Source organism: Thermogemmata fonticola (genome assembly GCF_013694095.1).
Taxonomy (GTDB): Bacteria; Planctomycetota; Planctomycetia; order Gemmatales; family Gemmataceae; genus Thermogemmata; species Thermogemmata fonticola.
Map to the genome: position 1 here is coordinate 49727 of NZ_JACEFB010000003.1, position 21471 is coordinate 71197.

Sequence of the window (21471 nt, forward strand, 5' to 3'; positions counted from 1 at the left end):
CGTAGCGCGAAGCGCTCCCCTTCCTTGCGGGAAACCGTACAACGACACAGTTGCGAGCCGATCACCGACTGTTTCCGCCGCATCGAGAACGGCAGGTTCAAAGGAGGAGACTGAAGTATCATGGCGCTGGCGATTCGTACCGATGCATGTGCCCTGGATTTTCTAGCTTTAGGAGCTTTGGTGCATCGTTTGGACCCTGGAGTCATTCCCTTCCGCAAGGCCCGCAGTGTGGAAATTCATGTTTCCGGCGGGGAGTACAATGTGGCGGCCAATCTCTCGGACTGCTTCGGGTTGAAGACCGGCATTTGCACGGCGATGGTGCGTTATCCGATCGGGGATTTGGTTCAAGCACGAGTGCGGGAAATGGGGGTGCAAGCGTTTTACAAGTATTTTGAGCACGATGGGGTGCGTGGTCCGAACATCGCCACGGTGTACAGCGACCGGGGTTATGGCGTGCGCCCGCCGATTGTCTTCTACAATCGTGCCAACGAGGCGGCGGCTTTATTGCGGCCCGGCGATTTCGACTGGTCCCAGATCTTTGGCCAGGGTGTCCGCTGGTTTCACTCCGGCGGGATTTTCGCTTCGCTCTCGGAAACGACGGCGGAACTGATCATTGAAGCCATGCAAGCGGCTCGTAGCGCGGGAGCCATCGTCTCGTTCGACCTGAACTATCGGGCCAAGCTATGGAAGGCTGCCGGGGGAGAAAAACGCGCGGTGGAGGTACTGCGCCGCATTGTCACCCACGTGGATTGCCTGGTGGGCAATGAGGAAGACTTGCAGAAGGGCCTGGGGATTCGCGGGCCGGAGGTGAGCCGGCCGGACGCCTCGCGGCTCGATCCCGCTGTCTTCTTCGAGATGATCCAAGCGACGGTGCAACAGTTTCCGAATATCCAACTGGTAGCCACCACCCTGCGGGAAGTCCATTCGAGCAACCGGCACGACTGGGCGGCGGTTCTGTGGTTGCAGGGGCAACGCTATGTTAGTCCAACCTGTCAGCTCGACGTGCTCGACCGCATCGGCGGAGGGGACGGTTTTGCCGCCGGCCTATTTTACGGTCTGCTCACGGGGCGGCCTCCGCAAGAGGCTCTCAATCTCGGCTGGGCGCATGGAGCGTTATTGACCACCTACCACGGCGACACCACCATGGCAACCCTGGCGGAAGTCGAAGCCTTCGCCCAAGGCGGCAGCGCCCGCGTCCAGCGCTAAAGCTAATTTCCCAAATTAGGGGAACACACCCCCCACACTCGCCCAAGCTAGAGGGGGAAGACTCCCAAGCCGAAACAACCCTTCGGACTGAGGCTGGTTCGACCGGGTATTCTCGGCTTACTTGTGAGCATACGGTCTGCTTATAAACAGATGAAAAGCTACGGCTTCGAGTGGCGAATCGGCCTGCGTTCTGCTACTCTTGTGGGCAAGCCCCTGGGAATGTTGGATTCCCGCCAGAGAAAACCCAGGTGGATACCGGCTGTTGCTGGCCGCAGCAGCTAGCCCCCCGACAGGACCTACCTCGTTCCCCCTTTGGAAGGAGTGAATTCCAATGCGTTCGACTCTGTTACCGCTGCCCGTTGTGGGAGTCGTCCTGGTGATCGCCGCGGGGAGTTGGGCCGCGTCCTGGCCGCAATGGCGCGGACCGAAAAATGACGGCCAATCACCCGAAACCGGCCTGCCTGTGGAGTGGGGACCGGAAAAAAACGTGCTCTGGAAATTCCGCTTGCCCGGACAAGGGGAATCCACTCCTTGTATTTGGGGCGAGCAAATCTTTCTCACAGCCACGGCGGACAACGACGTCGTCCTGCTTTGCATCGGTACCGATGGCCAGGAACGCTGGCGGCGGGTTGTTTCCAATAGCGGTATGGTGCGGTATCGCAACCCTTCGGGGGTGCCGATCACCAATGCCTCCTCGTCGCCTTCCACAGACGGCCAGCATGTCTGGGTCTTCGTCGGCGATGGAACACTCGCCTGTTACAGCGTCAACGGCGATTTGGTCTGGCGCAAGGACCTCCAGAAGGAATACGGCCGGTTCCGCATTCAGTTTGGCACGCACTGGACGCCGGTCCTCTACCAAGGCACGTTGTATTTGCAGATCATGCACCGCGGAGCGCAGTTGCTGGTGGCCCTTGATGCCAAGACCGGTCAAGAAAAGTGGAAGGTGGAGCGTCCCGGTTACGGACGGGGAGAAAGCCCGGACACCTACGCTTCCGCCGCCATTTGGGAAGGCGAAGGAGGGCCTCTTTTGGTCGCGCACGGCAACGACTATTGCACCGGGCATCGTCTGGAAGATGGTGCCGAGGTATGGCGGGTCATGGGATTGAATCCCCGCGAACGCCAGGATTGGCGCTTCGTTTCCAGCCCGCTCCTGTCTCCCGATTTGATCGTCGTGCCTTCCTGCAAGGATGGACCCACCGTCGCTTTCAATCCTGTCGGTGCGCGCGGCAAAATCGATGCAGGGCATCCGGCGGAGTTGTGGCGCCTGCCAGCCTCGACCACCTTCCGCACGCCGGATGTCGTTTCCCCCATCCGGGTTGGCGACATCGTGTATATGGCCGGGGATGGGCCTTTCCACGCCGTCGATGCGAAAACGGGCAAACTCTTGTACCGGGCGGACCTCACGAAGAGCATTCACCGCTCGAATCTGGTCGCCGCGGAAGGCCGCATCTACGTAGTGGCGGCCAATGGTGTCACCGACGTTGTGGCTGCCGGACCCACCTTCAAAAAACTGGCCACCAACAAGCTCCCCGACACCTTCTATGCCACGCCGGCCATCGCCAATGGCCGCCTGTACTTACGGGGCTTCGAGCATCTCTGGGCCATTGGTACCAAGTGAGCCGCTCCTTCTCTGGGCCATCGGTCATCGGCACCATCTTTCCACAGACCATCGGTATCAACGTGCACCTTCATCTGGTAGCAAATGGCCCCGTTTTTCGTCTACTATGTAAACAGCACGATAAATGGCCCACTATGCAAACAGCACGATGATGGGCTGAGGGAAGAAGGGGGAAAAAACCACCCCTCAGCCCGATACCCCCGTGAGGTTTCTGGCCTGTGATGTGGACTTGATGGAACCAAGCCCTTGCCAAATTTGAGCCTTTTCTTTTGTGGTACCATCGGTCCGACCCGGTGTTTGGGGAAAATTGACAAGACCGGACGGCGTAGGTTATAGTGGACACAGAAAAACGAAGGGGACTACGACTGAACTAAGGGACGAGGACTGATACAAAAGAGGAGGAACTCCCCTGCGCGAAACTCCTCAAGGCCCGGAAGCAGTGCCCGGTGCAGAAACGAAACTTCCGCCGTCCGCCTGCCCCCACGCCACGGGGAAGGCTCACCCCTCGTCTATCCCTGAAACACCTCCTTCTGCCCCAGAGACATCTTCGCCTCCCCCTTCGCCGAGCCTTCCCCCTGTCCCCTCCGGCCCACTGCGAGTTGCGACAGCCGCTGGTGCTTCGTGCCATCCCGCAGCTACTGCCGAACAAGCCCCGCACTCCGCGGACGAGAGTGCTCCGCAAGGGGTAGGAGCCGTTCCAGGAACCGACCCATTACCGTCCACACGGTCCCACTATCCGGCGGGCGGGAATGGTGGGCAACAGTATGGGGAACTAGCGGAGGCTTTGCAGGAGGCCGCCGCTACCGCCTCCTCCAGTCAGCGTTCCAGCAGCAATTCTGCGGTGGTCTCCGTACTCGGTGGAGAAAAGAACGGCAGCAGCGGCCATGCCTCAGCCGTGGACGAACCGAACACGGACGACGCCCCGACGGTGATCACTCGCCCACTTCACGGCATCGGAGCGGCAGCCCCCTTGTCCCGCGCGGCTTTGGCGGGCCGGCGGTTGGGACACTTCGAGCTGATCGAAGCCATCGGTTCCGGCGGTATGGCTGCGGTGATCAAGGCCCGCGATCTGGAACTGGGCCGGATAGTGGCCCTCAAGATTCTCCCTCCCGAAGCGGCACAGGATGCGGAAAGCATCGCCCGGTTCAAACAGGAGGCCCGCGCCGCAGCACTGCTCGACCACGAGAACATCGCACGTGTTTATTTCTGCGGTGAAGACCAGGGATTGCATTTTATCGCCTTTGAGTTCGTCGAAGGGGAGAATCTCCGCACGTTGATTGAGCGGCGTGGTCCGTTACCGGCGGCGGAATGCGTCCATTATCTGCTGCAAGTGGCGGCGGGATTACATCATGCCTGGGAGCGCGGCGTCGTCCACCGGGACATCAAGCCTTCCAACATCATCATCACACCGGATGGCCGGGCCAAGATCGTGGACATGGGCTTAGCCCGCCTTTACGATGCGGCCACCGACGGCGGCATGACCCAATCCGGGGTCACCTTGGGTACTTTCGATTACATCTCCCCGGAACAAGCCTTGGACCCTCGGCGCACCGATGTGCGCAGTGACATTTACTCCCTGGGCTGTACGTTTTACCATGCCCTGACAGGCCGGCCCCCCGTCGCAGAGGGAACCGCTGCCAAAAAGCTCTACGCCCATCAGCACCTCGACCCCATCGATCCGCGGCTGCTCAATCCGGCGATTCCCGATGAACTGGCGATCATCCTAGCCCGGATGATGGCCAAGGACCCTGCCCGACGCTACCAAACGCCCCTCGAACTTATCGCCGATTTGAAAGGACTTGCCGAACGGTGGCAACTGTCCGTGGAAATGTCTGATACTGCCGTCCAGGCCGCACCAGCTACCCCGGCGCTGCTCCCTCGCCCTTGGCCGGTTTCACCGATATGGCTTGGCGTCCTGACGATGGCGGTGCTGCTGGCTGTGTTGCTCGGCTGGAATCGGACCATACCGCCGGGAGAAATCCCGCCTCCCGATTGGGCCGTTGTGGAAGGACCGCCCCTTCCGCCCTCTCCACCAGCCGACCGCCCTCCACCTGCCCCGGAACAACCCGTTCTGGCAACAGAAGCGGTTCAAGTCCGTACGGTCGAGGAGTTGGTCCAAGCTTTCCGTAACAATCGCGTGCGTCAGATCATCGTGCACCCCGGCATCTACGACCTGAGCCGCTGGCGTGAACCGCTCATTGCCCGCATGAACCATCTGGAAATCGTGGGAATGGAGACTGGCGAAAGCCGGATCCGTCTGCGTGCCTCTTCCACCATGGCCATCGATGCTCCCCCACGAGCGGGCACCCTCACCATCCAAGCCGAAACCTTCAGCGCCCGCCGGATCAGTTGGGAAATTGTGCCTGGGGAAGCTGAGGAAGCAGCGGAGCTGGAAGAGGGAGAATCTGGCCCCGCCGGTTTGGTCCTCAAGGAAGTTCACAAGGCCCAATTCCAGGATTGTATCTTCCGCACCAGGGTGCCGCCGGAACATCAGGGTGCGACGCTGGTCTGTCTCGCCGGTGACAAGCCGCCGCAATTGCATCTGGAGCGGTGCGTATTGGCCGCCAGCGGCTATCCGCGGGCCGGAATTGGAGTCCTGTTGCCCTTCGGCAGCCAAGTGGAGGTGGAAGACAGCGGTTTCGGACCCCATCTGAGCGCCCTGCGCTTTCTGCCACCCCTTCAACCGGAGGACGAGGAGTCTGTCCCTTCCCTCGTACAACTGTCCCGCAGCTCATTTTTCGTCGATCGGCGCTCCGCAGTGATCGGGGCAGCCGGTCCCTGCCGGGTACGTGCTGGCTACTGCGTTTTCGCGGCACCGGCTCCTCCTCTGCGGCCGGAGTACAACGGCGCCGTCCTGACAGTACCGGCAGTGGCGGGAATCTCTTACGAAGGCACCGCCCGCAACGCCTACTATGCCGTGCAACCCCTGGCCGTGGGAACCGAAGGGGCACAACGCCTGTGGAGTTTCGACGAGTGCCGGGCCCAAGGCTGGCCGGTGAGGGACCCGCAGGCGGAACGTCTCAGCCGGCCTCCGTGGAGCGAGAATCGGCCCTTGCAGCGCCTGGAAAGCGCTGAACCGTGGCCGGCTTTCCGCCTGCGTATCGAGCAGGAAGCGGCCTTGTTCGTGCGGGATCGCGTGAAAGTCATCGGCGCGCAGTTCCGGGATGAATCATTCGGCTTCCGGGCCTACCCCCAGTTGGTGGCTTTCCCCCTGCCGCCGAAAGAGGGTTCCTCCGCCCCAGGCGAGCCGCGGCAACTGGTTTGGCAACCCCATGCCCCAGAAGGCGAACCTCTCCCGCCAGGAACCGCGGCAGATCTCAGCACTCTGCTCCGCCAAGCCCGACCGGACGACACCATCCTGATCCGTCACGATGGGCTTTTGGCTTTCGACCACACCGAATTGCTCGACTTGCGCTCGCGGGCCAGCGGCGGAGGGGAATTCAAAATCACCTTCAAACCCTATCCCAAATCCCGGCCCGTGCTCACGATAGACCCCGCCAACCGCTCCCTGGATCAATTCCTCTTCCAACTGCGGGCTGGGGAAGTGGAGTTTGTCGAGCTGCAATTCTTGCTCAAGCCCTCGCTGCCGCAAAACGGTTTGCAGACGGCAGCGGCTCTATCCCTGCTGCACGGCCGGGGGTGTACCTTTGATCGCTGTGTCTTCACTCTGCTAGAGGAAGGGGACGCCAAAGCCGCCGTTCTGCATGCTGGCGATCCGGACAAAATCATGGCCCTGGAAGGCATGCCCCGGCCCGTCCCCACGGTGCGCTTCCTCAATTGCCTCATCCGTGGCAAAGGCCGATGCCTTTGGGTCACTGGGGGGCGAGGGCTAACCTGCGAGTGGACCAACTCGCTCTTCGCCTTGCAGGGACCCATCTATGGTGCGGAAGGAGCCAGCCGTTCCGCCGGGGGAGAGGGCAGTCTGCGCTGGAGCCACTGCACCGCTCTGCTCGCTGGCCCTCTCGTGGAATTGCATGGCCAGCCAGGGGGAGAGATGCGTGCCGCGGGACTGCCGCGCCTCACCGTGGAAACAGAAGCGTGCCTCTTTGTCGCTGCCGCGGGTAACGTCCGCCCGCTTGTCGAGCTGCACCAAGTGGATATCGAAGCGAGAAACCTGCTCTCCTGGCAGACCCGTCAAACCAACCGCTACGCCAACTTTGACGCCAACGCGGTAACTTTGCTCGTGCGGCCGCCTGCTGATGCTGCCATGCCCCGCGAATGGGATTGGGACCAGTGGCTGGTCTTCGCCGCGGAACCTCCCAGGCCCCAAAAACCCTTGGGCAACGTCGCTTTCGCTGCGTATCCGCACAAAGTCCAGGAGCTGGCCTCCCTCACTCCGGCAGACTTGCGCCTTCGCTCTGTCCAGTTTCCCGACCTGGAATCGCCTGATCCCAACCTGCTCGCGGCCGGCTTGCTCCAACCGGCTGAATTACCGGAACCCGTTCCCCTTAGCGACGCCCCCTCTCCCGCACCATCCGCGGACCCCACCCGCGATCCTCAGCCACCCGTTCCGGCACCTTAAGCTTGAGGAGCTAAGACCAGCCCACGACTTGCCGAGGGACCAACATGACTGGTTTTCGGCCCCGATGATCTGCCCGAACTGCCACGCAAGTGTTCTCCCGCCCGCTTTCCAATCGCTCTTGTCACAAGCGGCCAGGCTGCTAAAATGCTGATGCTCCCTGCGGGATTGGTATAGCGGCCGTGCCCCAGCTTCCCAAGCTGGTGACAGGGGTTCAACTCCCCTATCCCGCTCTTGTTCCAATCCAGCTTTTCGACTTATCCTTCCTGTTGTGACCCACACACGATCCCCCAATTTCTCGTCCTAACCTCCTTCTCTCCGCGTCCGGTCAATCTTCGCGGCAGCAGAAGGCGAAGCTCCAAGTGTTCTCTCCCCCTCTCGTCCTCTTCCCTGACGTCCTTGGTGCGGATGTCCCCAATTTCAACACCAGGCGGGGCTTGTTCGAATGTGGCAGGGGGGAAAGCCGCCGCTCTGGAGAATGGGCGGATGGCCCAGAAGATCGGCCAGAAGAATGAGGACACCCCCAGAAGGAACGTCCTAGAAAAAAGCGAAGAGGCCGGGGAATGCATGAGGATGCCAAGCCATGCTGCGGATCCAAGGCGGACAGGTATATGACCCCCGCAACGGTTGTCACGGCGAGGTGCGGGATATTTGCATCGGCGAGGATGGGCGGATTGTGGCGGAGCTGCCCCCGGATGCGCCGGTGCTCGATGCATCCGGCTGCCTCGTGTTTCCAGGGGGTGTGGATGTTCACACTCACATTGGCGGAGCGGCGTTGAACTTCGCCCGCGGTATGATCCCGGAGCAGCACCGCCGGGCGGTTCCGATATATCGCACAACTCATCGCCGCGCGGGTCTAGTCGGCACGACACCGACGACTTTCGCCACCGGATATGTTTACGCCGGCATGGGTTGGACCACCGCTAACGAAGCGGCTGTCCCCGTCCTGTCCGCCCGCCATACGCATGAGGAACTGGCGGACACACCGATTTTGGACAAAACCGCTTGTGTCCTGATGGCCAATAACGAAATCCTGCTGGACCTATTGGAACAGGGGGAAGACGAACGGGCACGGCAGGTGCTGGCCTGGTATCTGCATGCGGCCAAGGCGTATGGGGTCAAGGCGGTTAATCCGGGCGGTGTCGCTGGCTGGAAGTGGGGGAAGGACTGCAAGGGGCTGCACGAGCCGGTGCCGGGGTATCAGCGGGTGACTCCGGCGCGAATCGTCGCGGCCTTGGCCCGTTTCTGCGATGAATTGCATTTACCCCACCCCCTCCATTTGCACTGCAACAATCTCGGCGCACCGGGGAACTTCCTGACGACCTTGGAAACTATGCGTGTGCTGGATGGCCATCGCGTTCACTTCGCCCACCTGCAATATCACGCCTATGGTGGTGACGACTGGCTGTCCATGCGTTCTGCCGCCGCCGAAATCGCGGACTACTTCAATAGCCATCCTCTGTTTACGGCAGATGCAGGGGCAGTGCTTTTCGGCACTACGGTCACCGTCACCGCAGATGGCCCGTGGCAACACCTACTTTACCAACTGACCGGCCGCAAGTGGGGCAACCTCGATGTGGAAAACGAGACCGGCTGCGGCGTCGTTCCCTACACCTACAAGGAAAAGAGCATTCCCAATGCCGTGCAATGGGCCGTGGGGCTGGAATTGCTGCTGCTTATCACCGACCCGTGGCGCATCGCCTTGACCACGGATCACCCCAACGGGGCTGCCTTCTGGCGCTACCCGGAAATCATCCATCTGCTCATGAATGCCGACTATCGCCGCGAACAGCTTCGGGCCATCCCTGAAAAGGCCCGCTCCCGCTTGCTGCTACCGGAATTGACACGGGAATATTCCTTATCTGAAATCGCCATTATCACCTCCGCCGGGCCGGCCCGCATGCTCGGCCTACCCCACAAAGGGCACCTCGGCCCCGGTGCTGATGCCGACGTGGTGATCTACAATCGCTCCGACAATATCGAGCAGATATTCGCCCATCCCCGTTACGTTCTCAAAAACGGAGTGATCATCATCGATGATGGTGAACTCCGTGCCAGCATCGAAGGACGGCAATTTGCGGTGACCCCCTCCTACGATCCAGCAATCGAGGACTATCTGCGCCCTCTGTTCCAGCAGTATTACACCATCTCATTCGAGAACTATCCGGTCGCTGAGGAGCATGTCCCCCGTTTGCAATGCCTGACTCCTGCAGCCGATGGTGCCCGCACCACGTAAGTGTAGGCGTGTGACCAGTCTCTCCATAAGACCGGTCCGCAAACTTACCGCCGAGGAAAGAACCATGACAACCCCGCAGCCTAGCGATGCCGCCCCTGCTTCTGCTTTTGGTCCGCTTCCCTCTGCTAGCGAGGTTCTCAGGGAAACAGCCGGTGAGGCTCCCCGTGTCATCCTCACACTCCAGTACCCGCCCGCCGTACCACTGGAAGCGGAAGTCATCTCACCGGATCGCTTTCTCGGACTATCGCCAGCGGACATCGCTGCCCTACCCGTGTTCCACGGCAAACGTCAATGCCGTCTCGAGGACTTTTTCACAGTCGAGGTCGTGGCAGCAGCGGAACGGTCCGGCCCGGTGGCGCCTTGGATCGAAGTGCATGGCGATGCCAGCCGGGTCAAGTGGCTGGGCCGCGGCATGAGCCAGGGACGCTTGTCCGTTTACGGCGCAGCCGGCATGCACCTGGGGGCGTATATGAGCGGCGGAGCCATCGAAGTGTTTGGCCGAGCAGGCGACTGGGTCGGCGCGGAGATGAGTGGGGGAACTATCCATATCCACGGCGATGCGGGCGGCCAGGTCGGAGCCGCCTACCGGGGCAGCAGCGTGGGCATGCGGGGCGGACTTATCGTGATCGATGGCTCCGCGGGCATTGAAATTGGCATGCGGATGCGGCGGGGGACTATCGTCATTCGCGGACCTGTGCGGGACTTCGCCGGTCTGCAAATGACCGGAGGAACCATCGTCCTACTCAGCGGTGCCGAACTGCGAACGGGAGCCTGGATGGCCCGCGGCACCATCGTCTCCCTTGTCCCCCTATCGCTGCTTCCTACTTTCGGACGTTGCTGCCTCTATCAGCCCACCTTCCTGTCCCTCTACGCCCGCTATCTCCAACCCTTTGGCATCCACCTGCCCCACGGTCACCGCCAGGGTTTCTACCACCGCTGGATCGGCGATCGCTCCGTTCCCGGTCGAGGCGAAATCCTGGTTTGGGAACCACAACCTTGATCGTTTCATTCAGGAGGGTTTGTCATGTACGGGTTCCGCCCAAGTCTCTGTTCCTACCTGCGATGGGCTGCCTTACTTCTGCCGGGTATGGGGCTAGTTTTTTTGTTCTCACCGCTGCCCGCTTCCTCACCCTACTCCTCGGGGGGCGAGTCATCTGCTGCACAAGTGTTTTCATCCCATTCTTCGGCTGCCTTGTCTGCAGATACCGAAGGCAAGGAACAGCCCTCCTTGCCGCTGCGCCTCGATCGCATTCCCAAGGAGTTCCAGGGACCAGATGGCCGCTATCAACCCAAGCGAGAAAAAGGGCCTATCACCATCCCTGCCGTCCCTCGCGACCGCCTCATTGCTTTTTGTCTTTACACCACGCATCAAGGCGTGCTCAAGCTCAACGTTCAGCTTTACCCCGTCCCCGCGGGAGAATCCCGCCAAGTAACGCTTTGGCTGGATCGCGGCCAGGGATGGGAACGCATCGCCGAGCAAGCTGTGGATGGCATGGGATGGAGCACAGTCTTTCGGGTGGAAAAGTGGGATGACACACGCAGCGCACGCTATCGGATCACCCATCCTGCCGGCAGCCAGTACGAAGGGCTGATCCGGGCTGATCCCCGTGATAAGGACGAAATCGTGGTGGCCTGCCTCTCCTGCAACGCGGGCACGGATCGCAATCCCCGACCGGACCTGGTAGCCAATCTCCAGGCGATCAACCCGGACCTCCTCTTTTTCGCCGGGGACCAGGTTTATGACCATAAGAATCACCTGGCCGCCTGGTTGCTGTTCGGGCGGCAGTTTGGCGAAGTCATCAAAGATCGGCCCACCGTCACGATTCCCGATGATCACGATGTCGGCCATCCCAATCTCTGGGGTGCGGGCGGCAAGCCCGCCCTGCGTCCCGATGGAGCCGATGGCGGTTACATCATGCCTGTGGAATACGTCAACATGGTCCAGCGGCAGCAGTGCGGCCACCTGCCTGATCCCATTGACCCCACACCCATCGCCCGCGGCATCACCGTCTACTACACCCGTCTGATCGTCGGAGGAATCGATTTTGCTATCCTCGAAGACCGCAAATGGAAAAGCGGGCCGTATGGCCTGGTCCGAATTCGTGGACCACGGCCCGATCATGTCGTCGATCCCGATTTCGACCCGCGCACGGTGGATGTTCCCGAAGCCACCTTACTGGGCGAACGGCAACTGCGCTTCTTGCAGCAATGGGCTGCCGACTGGCAGGGCGCGGTCATGAAATGCGTTCTATCGCAAACCACTTTTGCCGGAGCTGCCCATCTCCACGGTCCGAAGCAGGAGCGCCTCACGGCCGATCTGGATTGCAACGGCTGGCCTCAGTCGGGGCGTAACGCCGCCCTTCGGGAAATCCGTAAAGGGTTCGCCTTTATGATTGCCGGCGACCAGCACTTGGCCACCCTCATCCACCACGGCATCAATGACTGGCGCGACAGCGGCTGGCAATTCACCTGCCCCAGTATCTGGAATCTTTACGGCCGCGCCTGGCATCCCCTGGAAAAGAGCCAGCGTCCGTGGCCCAACTCCCCACTTCCCTTCACCGGAGACTATCACGACGGTCTGGGCAACAAAATCACCATCACTGCCTATGCCAATCCCAGCCGAGAGAATTACGAAGGTACCGGTTTCGGCGTCGTCCGCTTCCGCAAATCCACTCGCACGATCCTGGTCGAGTGCTGGCCGCGCTTCGTCGATGTAACCCGGCCTGGAGCCACCCAATATCCCGGCTGGCCGCAGACTATCACCCAGGAGGACAACTACGGCCGCCGAGCCATCGGCTACCTGCCCCGCTTGCAAACGGACCGGGATGATCCCGTCGTTCAATTGATCGACGAAAGTGACGGCAGCATCGTTTATACCCTGCGCATCCGCGGCCGGTCCTGGCAGCCGAAAACCTTTCGCATCGGCCCCCACACTCTCCGCCTGCGCTGGGACGATGGCACCCGCCGCGAGCTGGAGCACCTCCAACCCGCCTTCGAGCCGCCGGCAACCGTCTTGAACGTGAGTGGTGCGAAAACGCCGTGACCTGCCCGCTGGCCAAAGCCGAGAATCTCTCCAGTGACAGGCCAACTCCCCACGGAGAGGTCAACTCGCGGGGCGCGGCGGCGGCGCTTGGCTTTCCGGACGCAAGGAGCGCACAATGGCCCCCGCCTGCCACATCTCGCTCTCGGCGATCTCCTTCAATTCCTTTTCCAGTTGCTGCCGGTAGTCCGGGCGGCTATTGGCCTCCAGCACCCGCCGGGCCTCCGCGCCTGAGGCCACGGATTGATACAGGCGCTCAAATACCGGCTTGGTCGCATCGCGGAAGATGCGGAACCAATCCAACGCTCCCCGCTGCGCCGTTGTGGAACAATTGGCATACATCCAGTCCATTCCCCGCTCCCCGATGAGCGGATAAAGACTCTGCGTCGCCTCCTCGACCGTCTCATTGAAGGCTTCACTCGGCGAATGACCATGCTCTCGAAGCACCTCATATTGGGCCAACCACAAACCGTAGATCGCCCCCATCAGAACTCCCCGCTCGCCGGTCAGGTCGGAAATCACTTCCTTCTCGAACGTCGTCTCGAACAGATAGCCTGAACCGATGGCGACACCCAGCGCCAGGCAGCGATCTCGCGCCCGGCCCGTGGCATCCTGATAAATGGCGAAGGAACTGTTGATCCCGCGCCCTTCAAGGAAGTGACGCCGGACGGTCGTTCCGGAGCCTTTCGGCGCCACCATGATCACGTCGATGTCGGGGGGCGGGATCACACCGGTCATGTCGCGGAACACGATGGCAAAGCCGTGGGAAAAATACAGCGCCTTACCCGCCGTCAAATGTGGGCGGATGCGCGGCCACATCTCCTTCTGTCCAGCATCGGAGAGCAGATACTGCACAATCGTGCCGCGCGCGGCTGCTTCCTCTGGGTCAAACAGAGTCTCCCCCGGCTTCCACCCATCCTCCAGGCATTTGTCGTAGGTGCTGCTCCCCTTTCGCTGGCCGACAATCACCCGCACGCCGTTGTCCCGCATGTTCAGGGACTGCCCACGCCCCTGTACGCCATAGCCGATCACCGCCACCACCTCATCCTTGAGGATGTCCCGGACCCGCTCCGGTGGATAATCGGCCCGCTCGATCGCCACTTCGACCGTGTCACCGATGCGTATTTCTTTCATGACCTGCCCTCACGCGGCTGAAGTTCTTCGTGCTGTCGCGTCTCTAGCTTTCCCACCTCCGCCTAGGAAGCCTTTCTGCCGCTGATCTAGCCGCAGTTCGGCCCCGCGGATAGCGTGAGTGTAATCGGATAATATCTCGAAGTCAAGAATCTTGAAAATAAGTTTCTCGATCTCAAAGTTTCACTCATGCAAACAGACGCACTCCGGGATGTGGTGGACGAGCTGATCGCCGCTTGGCAGCGAGCACGACCCGATTTGGACCCTAGCCCTCTGCACCTTGTGGGGCGAGTGCTAGTTCTGGCACAACGCCTGGAAGAAAGCGTCGCCGCCGTCTTGGCACCGTTGGGCTTGACACTCGGTCAATTTGACATTTTAGCCACGCTGCGCCGCCACAGCCCCCAGGGTGGTTTGACACCAACCGAGTTGCTTCACAGTGTCGTACTCTCTAGTGGGGGAATGACGGCCCGCTTGGACCGGTTAGCCGCCGCCGGACTCATCGAACGTCGGGCCGCCGCGGACGATCGGCGTAAGGTGATCATCCACCTGACCCCACAAGGCCAGGAAGTCATCGATGCCGCCATTGCCGCACGCTTGGCTGAAGCGCGTCAGGCTTTACCGCCCCTAACGCCCCGCGAGCAGGAACTCCTCATTACCCTGCTCCGCCGCTGGCTCACGCTCTTCGAGCAACGCCGGCTGGAGCAACGCCCGCCTTCCTCTCAGGCCGCTCCACGCGAACCGCCCTATACCTCCTCCCCGCGGCCTTCCTTCCCTACGCCCGCCGGATAGAATCAGGCGTAAGAGCCGGATGCTAGCAACCCAAGCGGCATCTCCAGGCAAAACTCATCCTCACCGAGGCGGAACGATCATGACTGCCGCGACTGCCCATGTGGTTCGACGATTGAGTCCATTTTCTTCCCCAACGGGCTGGTTTCTCCTGGTGCTCACGGCAGCCAATTTGGGATTACTCTCAGATGCCGCCCTCCGCGGAAGTGCCGCACAGGCGGAGCGCCCTGCCCCATCACGGCTGCCTCGCGAGCAGTTGCTAGCGTATCGAGACGCTCAGGGACGGATTCGCACCGCACAGTCGCCTCAGGAATGGGAGCATCGCCGCGCAGAAATCCGCCGAGGGATGGAAGCCATCATGGGCCGCTTGCCTGGACCTCAGAAGCGCTGCCCCTTGGAGGTTCAGGTGGAAGAGCAAGTCGATGCTGGCCCCTACATTCGCCAGAAGTTGACGTATCAATCTGAACCTGGTTGCCGCGTGCCGGCCTACTTGTTGATTCCCAAGGCGATCCGGGAGGGTAAGGTCAAGAAGGCTCCCGCCGTACTCTGCCTCCATCCCACGGATAACACCATCGGGCATGGTGTGGTCGTCGGCTTAGGGGGGCGGGCCAATCGGGCCTATGCGGCCGAATTGGCAGAGCGGGGTTTCGTCACCTTCGCCCCGAATTATCCCCTGCTGGCCCATTATCAACCCGATCTCAAGAAACTCGGCTGGGAAAGCGGGACCCTCAAAGCGGTGTGGGACAACATCCGGGCGTTGGACTATTTGCAATCGTTGCCATATGTGGACGGCGGCGCTTTCGGAGCCATCGGCCACTCTTTGGGCGGACACAACTCCATCTTCACCGCCGTGTGGGATGAGCGAATTCAGGTCGTCGTGTCCAGTTGCGGCTTCGATTCGTTCCTCGATTACTACGGGGGAGACGAGAAAAACTGGCAGCCGGAGCGCGGCTGGTGCCAGCTCCGCTACATGCCCAAATTAGCCCAATATCGCGGCAAGCTCGCTGAGATTCCGTTCGATTTTTACGAATTGATCGCCGCTTTAGCTCCGCGGCATGTTTTGGTGGTTGCTCCGCAAAAGGACCATAATTTCCAGGTCGAGAGTGTACGGAGAATCGTCACCGCTGCCCGGCCCGTCTTCGCGCTGTACGGGCATGCCGATCGGCTTCAAGCCGAGTACCCCGAAGCTGGCCACGATTTCCCCGAAGCCATGCGGCACAAGGCCTACCATCTCCTCGACACCGTTTTGCGTACCCCCGCCCCACGCCAATAACGGCAGAGCGCCCGCGAGAACTTGGAATCACCTTTGGAACTACCGCAGCCCGACTCCGCCTTCAATCTTGCATTCCTTCCGATCTCAGGTTTCCACCACGATATGGTTGGCAATCACCCGCATGCCCAATCGCCGGCTCACCTCATGAAAGGCCAACTGCTTACCGTAATAGCTGCGGGCTAGACCATGCAGGATGATCCCGCGGCGCGTGATCAGAATTTCCAGGTCCCGCAAATGGCTCCGATGTTGCTTCACGATGTCTTTTGCGACACGAGCCGTTGGCTCCTCCAGTGCCGAAGCGGGGGGCACCTCGGTGGTGAGATTCATGGAGGCTCTCCTTGGAGGGAACTCCGAAGTGATCGGCACGCGATTCTCACGAAAAAACCAGTGGGAAAGGACAGCAAAGTGGATGCCGAAGTCCATAGGCTGGTACCGTGCTAGCTTCACCCGGATTCTCTTGCCAGGAACTTGTAGCACCCCGTTTTCATACCAGAAGCTGAATTGTATTGCTTTTTCCTGCGGAACAGGAATTGTGTGCCATCGGCAACGGATTCGGTAATGTGCTATTTTGCATCAGATGAGGGGATCCTTTTGTGCCAAAAATGCACAGTGAGCTATTGACGAGCCGTGCAAATTCCGCACAATTGTAACAGACGGAATTGGCCATGGAGAACTTTACCTTCCGCGAGAATTTCGCCAGGTCCTACGTGTTGCACCATCTGACTCCCGAGCAATTGGCGGATATTCTGGATGCCACCGAAGATGGCATTGTCACTGTGGATTCCGAGCATCGGATTGTTTTGTTCAATCGTGGTGCGGCTCGCCTGTTCGGATACGAGTCGTCCGAGGTGTTGGGCCAGCCTTTGAATGTGCTGCTCCCAGAGCAGTACCATCAGAGTCACCCGCGGGACATGGAGGAGTTCGCGCGGGGACCTGTGGAGTCGCGGCGGATGGGTTCCCGCCGAGTCGTGCATGGACGGCGAAAGGACGGCCAGGTCTTTCCCATCGAAGTCACTATCTCCAAGCTGCGCTCTGGGGAGCAATTGTGGCTGACGGCTATTATCCGCGATGCGGGAGAGCGCAAGCGCTACGAGGATGCCCTGCTCCGCTGGAATCAGCAATTGGAAGAGCAAGTCCGGCAGCATACCGCTGAACTCGTGAAGCGAAATCAAGAGTTGTTGGAGAAAACGCAAGAAAATGAAATGTTTGTTTACAGTGTCTCCCACGACTTGCGCTCCCCGTTGGTCAATTTGATGGGATTCAGCGAGGAGCTGGAGGTGGCGGTCCGGCAGATAGGAGAGCTGCTTCGCGATCCTCGCGTGCCGCCGGAGGTCCGCAGCGCTGGGGAAGCGTTGCTTCAGGGAGATGTTCGGGAATCGCTCGGCTACATCCAGGCTGCTGTGGAACGCCTCAGCCGCATCATTGACGGCTTGCTCCGGCTGTCACGGGCGGGACGAGTCGAGTATCGCTGGCAGGCGGTCAATGTGGAGCAGATCGCACGCCGAGTGGTCGATGCCCATCGAACGATGATCCACCAGCGCCAAGCCACGGTCACCATAGAACCGCTCCCCATGGCCTGGGCTGACCCCGATGCGGTCGAGCAAGTCATGGCCAATCTACTCCACAATGCGCTCCAAGCGCTGGATCGCCCTACGGGAGGGCAAATTGTCATCGGGCATCGCCCCACGTCTTCCACGACGTTTCACACCTATTTTGTCGCCGATAACGGTGTTGGGATCGATCCGGCCTTGCTGCCGCGTCTGTTCCAACCCTTCCACTCCAAGCCATCGGGTTCCAGCAAGGGGGAAGGCATCGGCTTGGCGATTGTCCGGCGGGTGGTGGAACGGATGGGAGGCAGCATCGGGGTGGAATCGGTACTTCATCAAGGGACGACGTTCCACTTCACCCTGCCGGCTCTCCCCTCGACTCCCATAAACTCCAGCATAGCAAAAGAGGAATCCTCCGCATGACGCATGAACGCTTGGTGATCCTGCTAGCCGAAGACGACGATGGACACGCGCAACTGATCGAGCGTAATCTCAAGCGGGCGGGCGTGGTCAACCCGATAGTGCGCGTCGCGGATGGTCAGGCGGCGTTGGACTATATCCGCCAAGGCGGTAACGGCCAGCCGCTCCTCCTCTTGCTAGACATCAACCTGCCGCGCGTGGACGGGATCGAGGTGCTACGGCAACTTAAGGCCGATCCCCATACGAGTAAGCTCCCCGTCATCATGCTGACGACCACGGATGACCCCCGCGAGGTGGATCGGTGCTACGCTTTGGGTTGCAGCGTGTACATCACCAAGCCGGTGCGGTATGAAAGCTTTGTCGAAGCCTTACGCCGTTTGGGAATGTTCCTGGAGATTGTCAAATTGCCATCACCCCCTTCCTCACCCTCGGCGTGAAGCGGGCAGGCGAGAGCATGACCGCGACGATTCTGATCCTCGAAGACGATGCTGGGACCGCCCGGTTGCAACAGCGCCGCCTGGAACGGGCCGGCTATGCTACCTATTGGACCGCCGATGCCACCCAAGCCTGGCAGCGCTTGCAAAGCGGCGGGATTGACCTGCTCCTGCTGGATCAGCATTTCGATGGCCAGCCGGAGGATGGTTTGAGCTTCTATAGCCGTCTGCAAGCGTCGGGGTATGATGTGCCCGTGATTCTCATCACCGGCCGGCATGACGATGGCCTAATCGTGCGGGCCTTGCGGGCCGGCGTCAAGGACTACATTTTCAAGTCGCCGGAATATCTCGATTATCTGCCGGAAGCCGTGCACCGGGTCCTGGAACAGGTCCGCCTGCAACGGCAACTGGCCGAATCCCAGGCCCGTTTGGCGGCGATCGTGGAAACCGCCTTTGACGCCATCATCACGGTGGATGGATACCACCGGATCACCACCTTCAATCCCGCAGCGGAACGCATCTTTGCCACCCCAGCCGCCCAGGCTATCGGACAGCCGATCCAAATCTTTCTGCCGGAGGGCTGGCAGCAACAGGATGCCGCGACGGGTCAATCCTTCAGCCTGGGCGAGATGGAAGGCCGCCGGGGCGATGGCAGCCGCGTGCCGCTGGAGGTGTCCTGCGCCCGCGTGGAACGGCAGGGCCAGACCTTCTGCACCCTGATTCTGCGGGACATCACCGAACGCAAACAAGCCCTGGAAGAACTCCGTGCCAAAACGGAAGAACTCCGGCAGACGACCCGGCAATTGTGGCAAGCGGCCCGACTCGCGGGCGTGGGAGAACTCGCCGCCAGCATTGCCCACGAGCTGAATAATCCCTTGGGCACGATCAGCCTGCGCCTGGAAGGGATCCTGGCCAAGACGCCCCCCTCTGATTCCCGGCGTAAAGCCCTAGAAATCATCGAGGCGGAAGTCGAGCGCATGTGCCGCTTGGTCGCCAATCTCTTGCAATTCAGCCGGCCCGGAAATGACCAATTCTCGACGGTGCACCTCGCAGAAGAGGTGGAAAAAACCTTAGAGCTTTTTAGCCATCATCTGCGCAAGCGCCGCATCGAAGTCCAGGCGGAATACGGCCCCGATGTCCCAACAATCCATGCCGACCGGCAACAACTCCGGCAGGTACTGCTGAATCTGCTGAGCAACGCCGCCGATGCCATGCCCCAGGGCGGACGCCTCATCGTGCGCCTGCGCCGCGGAGCACTCGAACAGGGAGCGCCTGCCGTCGTGCTGGAAGTGATCGACAACGGTATCGGCATCCCGCCCGAACATCTGCCTCAGGTGTTCGACCCCTTCTTTACGACCAAAGAAGAAGGCAAAGGTACGGGCCTGGGCTTAGCCATCTGCAAGCGGATCATTGAACAGCAACATCACGGCTCTATCACGATCGAAAGCCAGCCGGGGCACGGGACAACCGTGCGGATTGCCCTGCCTGTTTCGGGTCAAGTGGTGAATCCGCCCGGCGAGCGAAACGCCTCCGCTTGAAAATATCATACAGTAAGGGTCAAAGCGTCTTATCTTCACCAAACATTCAGAACAGATGGGAACCGATATGAGCGAACTGGTTTCCAGCAAAGGTCGCTTGCTGGTCGTGGATGATGAAGTGGAGTTGATGCGGGCCTTGTGCGATTCGCTCAGCGAACAGGGGTTTACTGTCGAGGGTCTGCCGGTACCCCAGCGCGCTTTGGAAATCCTCCGCGACGGTGAATTCGACATTCTGCTGACTGACCTAATGATGCCAAAGCTGGACGGCATTCAGCTACTGAAACAAGCCTTGGCGATCGATCCCCATCTCGTCGGCATAATCATGACGGGCCAGGGGACGATTCCAACGGCGGTAGAGGCAATGAAGTCCGGGGCGTTCGATTACATCCTTAAGCCTTTCCGCCTGCAACACATTCTGCCCGTTCTGGAACGAGCGATGGAGGTGCGGCGACTCCGTCTGGAAAACCAACGGCTGCGGCGCTACCTCAAGTCGCTGACTTTCGAGTCCGAGCGGTATCGCCTGGTAGGGTCCAGCGAGGCAATGCAACGGGTGCTCCAGTTGATCGAGCGGGTGGCTCCCACCGATGCGACCGTGCTGATCCGGGGTCCCAGCGGTACAGGTAAAGAACTGGTCGCCCGCGCCATTCACGCCAACAGCCGTCGGAGGGATCATCCATTCATCGCTGTGAACTGTGCCACGTTGCAAGAGAGCTTACTGGAGAGCGAATTGTTCGGTCACGAAAAAGGGGCATTCACCGGCGCGGATCGCTCCAAACCGGGCTTGTTTGAGGTGGCGGAAGGAGGCACACTTTTTGTCGATGAAGTGGCCGAGATGTCTCCAGCTTTGCAAGCCAAATTGCTCCGCGTGCTGGAAAACGGCCATTACCGCCGGGTGGGAAGCACCCAGGATCGATACGCCAATGTGCGGATCCTAGCTGCTACCAATAAGCCGCTGGAAGAGGAAGTCCGCAATGGCCGTTTCCGGGATGATCTCTACTATCGCCTCAATGTCATTACCTTGACCTTACCACCCCTGCGGGAGCGCCGGCAGGACATTCCGGAGTTGGTAGCCCACTTTCTGACCAGCCGGGCCATTGGCCGCACACCGCTGACCGTTAGCCCGGAAGCTCTTGACATCCTCTGCCGCTATGACTGGCCGGGAAACGTCCGTGAACTGGCCAACGTCCTGGAACGTGCGCAAATCCTGGCGGACGGCAATGTCATCACCCCGGCGGATTTGCCGGAAAATCTCGTGAGTTCGGCCCGCTTGAGCGGCCCTCCTATGATCCCGCCGCCAACTAGCTCACCTCCTCCCACCTCTGCAGCAGGAGGACTGACACCAACCGCCGCCGGGCCGATTCCTTCGCGAACTGCCCCGATAGCTAGCGAAGGGCCAATCACTCCCCCGCTTGTCGGCTTCGCTCCCCCTGCCGTACCCGCTCCGGCTCTCAGCGAATACACCTTGGCAGCGGTCGAGCGGCGGCACATCATCGAAATCCTTCAGCGCTGCAACGGGAACAAAGTCCATGCCGCACGTATGCTCGGCGTCAGTCGGCGCACCCTCTACCGCCTGTTAGATAAGCACCGTTTGCGCGAGTCAGGCCAGACAGGGAGTTCGCCGCCCAGCCCCGGCCAGGAAGCCTCAGGAACCGGCAACCATCCTTCCAGCCCATCATCGCCAGCACCCTGATTGGCCCCAAACTCGCTTACCTGGGAAATCCAG

Annotated in this window: 14 protein-coding genes and 1 tRNA gene; 13 read left to right on the plus strand and 2 right to left on the minus strand. The window is 60.6% G+C overall.

The features are described 5' to 3' along the window. Window positions 1-120: 120 nt before the first annotated feature. From H0921_RS06305 to H0921_RS06335, 7 genes are all read left to right on the plus strand, one after another. Window positions 121-1206: a sugar kinase gene (locus tag H0921_RS06305; protein ID WP_194537212.1), complete on the plus strand. Its 1086-nt coding sequence runs from the start codon at window positions 121-123 to the stop codon at window positions 1204-1206. A gap of 331 nt (window positions 1207-1537) precedes the next feature. Next, window positions 1538-2824, plus strand: a complete 1287-nt coding sequence (locus tag H0921_RS06310) for an outer membrane protein assembly factor BamB family protein (RefSeq protein WP_194537213.1) — start codon at window positions 1538-1540, stop codon at window positions 2822-2824. 784 nt (window positions 2825-3608) lie between these two features. Then, window positions 3609-7346: a serine/threonine-protein kinase gene (locus H0921_RS06315; protein ID WP_194537214.1), complete on the plus strand. Its 3738-nt coding sequence runs from the start codon at window positions 3609-3611 to the stop codon at window positions 7344-7346. A gap of 159 nt (window positions 7347-7505) precedes the next feature. Continuing rightward, window positions 7506-7576, plus strand: a tRNA-Gly gene (locus H0921_RS06320). 350 nt (window positions 7577-7926) lie between these two features. Next, on the plus strand, window positions 7927-9579 hold the full coding sequence (locus H0921_RS06325) for a formylmethanofuran dehydrogenase subunit A (RefSeq protein WP_194537215.1): 1653 nt from the start codon (window positions 7927-7929) through the stop codon (window positions 9577-9579). A gap of 64 nt (window positions 9580-9643) precedes the next feature. After that, on the plus strand, window positions 9644-10579 hold the full coding sequence (locus H0921_RS06330) for a formylmethanofuran dehydrogenase subunit C (RefSeq protein ID WP_194537216.1): 936 nt from the start codon (window positions 9644-9646) through the stop codon (window positions 10577-10579). 24 nt (window positions 10580-10603) lie between these two features. Then, a complete protein-coding gene (locus tag H0921_RS06335; protein ID WP_194537217.1) occupies window positions 10604-12622 on the plus strand; it encodes a metallophosphoesterase family protein in 2019 nt (672 codons plus the stop codon). Window positions 12623-12682: 60 nt separating this feature from the next. Here the strand turns inward: H0921_RS06335 and ilvC are convergent, their stop codons facing one another. Next, window positions 12683-13753 (minus strand): ketol-acid reductoisomerase, encoded by a 1071-nt coding sequence (gene ilvC, locus H0921_RS06340; protein WP_194537218.1) that lies wholly within the window; start codon window positions 13751-13753, stop codon window positions 12683-12685. Window positions 13754-13939: 186 nt separating this feature from the next. Between ilvC and H0921_RS06345 the strand changes: the two genes are divergently transcribed. Beyond that, window positions 13940-14539 (plus strand): MarR family winged helix-turn-helix transcriptional regulator, encoded by a 600-nt coding sequence (locus tag H0921_RS06345; RefSeq protein WP_194537219.1) that lies wholly within the window; start codon window positions 13940-13942, stop codon window positions 14537-14539. A gap of 79 nt (window positions 14540-14618) precedes the next feature. Beyond that, a complete protein-coding gene (locus tag H0921_RS06350) occupies window positions 14619-15809 on the plus strand; it encodes an alpha/beta hydrolase family protein (RefSeq protein WP_194537220.1) in 1191 nt (396 codons plus the stop codon). 84 nt (window positions 15810-15893) lie between these two features. Here the strand turns inward: H0921_RS06350 and H0921_RS06355 are convergent, their stop codons facing one another. Continuing rightward, the gene (locus tag H0921_RS06355; protein ID WP_194537221.1) at window positions 15894-16136 is read right to left on the minus strand and encodes a hypothetical protein; all 243 of its coding nucleotides are present in this window, start codon (window positions 16134-16136) and stop codon (window positions 15894-15896) included. Window positions 16137-16474: 338 nt separating this feature from the next. On the opposite strand from H0921_RS06355, the gene H0921_RS06360 reads away from it, so the two are divergent. The 4 genes from H0921_RS06360 to H0921_RS06375 all read left to right on the plus strand — a co-directional run bounded on the left by H0921_RS06360 (window position 16475) and on the right by H0921_RS06375 (window position 21438). Then, complete coding sequence (locus H0921_RS06360) at window positions 16475-17779, plus strand: sensor histidine kinase (protein ID WP_194537222.1); 1305 nt, start codon at window positions 16475-16477, stop codon at window positions 17777-17779. Then, window positions 17776-18213 carry a response regulator gene (locus H0921_RS06365; RefSeq protein ID WP_194537223.1) on the plus strand — a complete coding sequence of 146 codons (438 nt, stop codon included), beginning with the start codon at window positions 17776-17778 and terminating at the stop codon, window positions 18211-18213. Before H0921_RS06360 ends, H0921_RS06365 begins: the two co-directional genes overlap by 4 nt. A gap of 17 nt (window positions 18214-18230) precedes the next feature. After that, entirely contained in the window at window positions 18231-19748 is a 1518-nt protein-coding gene (locus tag H0921_RS06370) for a hybrid sensor histidine kinase/response regulator (RefSeq protein WP_194537224.1), read from the plus strand. A gap of 67 nt (window positions 19749-19815) precedes the next feature. Beyond that, the gene (locus H0921_RS06375; protein WP_194537225.1) at window positions 19816-21438 is read left to right on the plus strand and encodes a sigma-54-dependent transcriptional regulator; all 1623 of its coding nucleotides are present in this window, start codon (window positions 19816-19818) and stop codon (window positions 21436-21438) included. The last annotated feature ends 33 nt before the right edge of the window (window positions 21439-21471 follow it).